The organism is Campylobacter sp. 2018MI13 (genome assembly GCF_018501135.1).
GTDB lineage: Bacteria > Campylobacterota > Campylobacteria > Campylobacterales > Campylobacteraceae > Campylobacter_E.
This window is the reverse complement of the sequence record NZ_JAHCZC010000121.1, coordinates 1-3,148: the sequence shown is the minus strand read 5'-3', so window position 1 is coordinate 3,148 and position 3,148 is coordinate 1. Positions and strand designations below refer to the sequence as shown.

Genomic DNA, 3,148 nt, shown 5'->3' with positions numbered 1-3,148 from the left:
AAATAATGGCTTTTAAAAACGCAATTATTGATGATAGATTAGAGAAGAAATATTCTTTTGTAGATATTTGTATTGAGCATACTAATGATTGGTATTTAAGACAACATCATAAATTTCCTTTTGAAGAACGCATTGTAATAGATGAAGAATTAGACTGCTGGTTTATGAATTGTATGTATTTTGATGACCCAGAACTAGACCATGCAAAACTTAATAAATCTTTGTGGATTTTATATTATAAAGGCGAGCATATAAGGATAATTTTAGATTATGATATTAGTCAAGAGATTGATAATGTAGTTTATGACAAAGTCTATAAAATCCTTTCTATAAGAGATAATAAAACATTAAACGAAAAAGAAATAATAGCTTTATTGAAAGAAATATTAGCTGTTTATAAATGGAATGGAAGCTTAGATGAAAAAGAAGAATGCACAATTTATGTAAGAGAAGAAGTATTTAAAGATGAAGTGTAAAAGAATTTGATTGTTGGTTTAAAGATTTTATTTTTTAGTTTTTTGATTAATAAATTATGCTTTAAAAAGTTAAAGGCATAATTTATTTAATCTTTTATTAATCTTCTATCAATTTATATCCTAATGACGCATTATATATTATAAAACTATGGCAAGTATCAACTTGAAATTTATCAGAATCAGATTTAGGTTCTAAATCTACATTGTCATACCATTTTTTACACCAATCAGGCAAGCATGCATCTTGTATAACATAGCCTACTTCTACAACTTTATTATTTCTAGGGTCTGTTTTGAACGCACATTTTTTACCATAATTCATATTTCCTTGAGTTACTATGGTTTTATCAGGATATGTTCTTATGATTTTAGCTGTGTTAGTATTAGAATTGTTGTTATGGTTTATAACATTATTTACATTTAAAAGTTCTGGCATAACGCAACCTGTAGATATAAAACATAACGCACTAGCCATAATTATATTAATTTTTTTACTCATTTTCTCTCCTTTATATTAGTTTTTTATTTTAATAATATAATACTTATAATTGACTTAATACAGAATATCAAAATTAATACTTCATCTTTTTAAATTCTCTTAGTTTTATTTATTTTTTGTAAATTTGTAACAATTTTGTAATTTTTTATGATTTTTATGCTTATTTTTCACATTAAATTCACATAAAAATCCTAGCATTTTCTTAAATCAATTTAAGGAGAAGTTATGAAAACTAAAATTAGTATGATTTTATTATTATCATCTTTTGCATTTGCGATAGACCCAAGTGTGAATAAAACCAAATCAGAAACAGGCATTAAACAAGCTAAAATGAATTGGGTAGTGCCAAGTGCTATGAATGATGATGGGTATTTAGATGAAGAAAAATTACCTAAAGGCTCAAAATATATTGAAGCAGTGATTTTAGGCAATAAAATCCTAAATGAAACCACATATTACATAGGTCCAAAGGCAAAAGATGAGAGTAAAAGATATGCAGGAAATAATTTATCTTGCAGCAGCTGTCACGCAAATGGCGGGACTATTCCTTATGAATCAGGTTTTGTAGGAATTTATGCTAGATTTCCGCAATACTTAGCTAGAGGCGATGTAGTCGCTACTCTTGAAAATCGTATAAATGGCTGTATGGAACGCTCTATGAATGGTAAGCCATTGCCTATTAATTCAGTAGAGATGAAAGCAATTGTAACTTATATGCACTATTTAAGCCAAGGTGTGCCAGTAGGTGCTAATGTTGAAGGGCAAGGACTTACTCAAGTAAAATTATTAAATAGAGCAGCTGATCCTAAAAAAGGTAAAGTTATTTATGAAGAAAAATGCTCAGCTTGTCACGGCGAAGATGGGGCAGGAATGCTAAATGACGAGCAAAAAGGTGGATATTATGTATATCCTGCTTTATGGGGAGATGATAGCTATAACACAGGTGCTGGAATGTATAGACTAATAAAAGCAGCTTCGTATATTAAAGGTAATATGCCAAAAGGTGATGCTACTTTAAGTGATGAAGAAGCTTTTGATGTGGCAGCTTATATTAATTCAAAACCAAGACCAATTAAGGCTAATCGTGAAGCAGATTTTCCTGATAGAAGGACAAAACCACTTGATATGGATGTAGCTCCTTATGATGATGATTTTAGCATAGAGCAACATAGATTTGGACCTTATATAAAAATGCAAGAAGTTAGCAAATCTAAAGCAAAATAAGTAAAGAAGGAATTTCAATTTTGAAATTCCTAAAATCTTAATTAAATTTAACATTATTTATATTTTTAAATTTTAAAATTATGTTTCATTTAAAGTTTCAAAAGGAGTATGTAATGTTAAAAACTATAAAAGCAAAACTTGGTTTTGTTATTATTTTAGGATTGTTTGTTTTATTTTTGATGCTTTATTTATTTTACAATAATAATCAAAAGACAATTCAAGCTAATTCAAATGAGGTAGCAAGAATTATGCAAGTTGATATAGAAGAAAAATTAAAAATATCAACTGATGCAATGATTAATGCGCTTTCAATTCATTTAAAAGATTTACAGAGTGAAAAAGAGAAAATTGATTATATAGCACAAGCTATAGAAAATTTTAGATTTGACAATGGTAATGGGTATTTTTTCGTTTATAAAGATACCACAGCAGTAGCTCACCCAGTTAGCAAAAAGCTAATAGGACAAGATTTAAAGGGAATGCAAGCTCCTGATGGGACTTTTTTTATTCAAGAATTAAGCAAAAAGGCTAATTCTGGTGGTGGTTTTGTAACCTTTCCTTTCCCTAAACCAGGCACTGATATTACAGCACCAAAATTATCTTATGTAGCATTAATACCTAATACAAATTCTTTATGGATTGGAACAGGTGTTTATTTAGATGAGATTGATAAGAATACTCACGAGTTAGAAAATTTAATCAATAGTAGTTTTGTTACGACATCTATTATTGCTTTATTTGTATTTATAGTGGTTTTTATCCCTTATGTTGTATATGTGATGATGCTAATAGTAAAATCTTTAAGCAAATTAAATAATGGTATTAACGAATTCTTCTCTTTCCTAAACCACGAAAAAGAAGACGCTCACGAAATCATCTTACATTCTAAAGACGAATTTGGCTCTATGGCAAAAGCAATCAATGATAATATAGAAAAAACTAAATTATC

General features: G+C 28.4%; 4 protein-coding genes. 3 read left to right on the top strand and 1 reads right to left on the bottom strand.

The annotated features are described in order from the left end of the window. On the top strand, positions 1–476 hold a 476-nt coding region (locus KJQ99_RS09055; protein ID WP_214150615.1), incomplete at its 5' end, for a hypothetical protein. 97 nt (positions 477–573) lie between these two features. Here KJQ99_RS09055 and KJQ99_RS09050 read toward each other — a convergent pair. Continuing rightward, positions 574–975, bottom strand: coding sequence for a hypothetical protein (locus KJQ99_RS09050; RefSeq protein WP_214150614.1), 402 nt, complete (start codon positions 973–975; stop codon positions 574–576). Between the two features lie 225 nt (positions 976–1,200). On the opposite strand from KJQ99_RS09050, the gene KJQ99_RS09045 reads away from it, so the two are divergent. Beyond that, positions 1,201–2,199 carry a c-type cytochrome gene (locus tag KJQ99_RS09045; protein ID WP_214150613.1) on the top strand — a complete coding sequence of 333 codons (999 nt, stop codon included), beginning with the start codon at positions 1,201–1,203 and terminating at the stop codon, positions 2,197–2,199. Between the two features lie 113 nt (positions 2,200–2,312). Next, on the top strand, positions 2,313–3,148 hold an 836-nt coding region (locus tag KJQ99_RS09040), incomplete at its 3' end, for a cache domain-containing protein (RefSeq protein ID WP_214150612.1).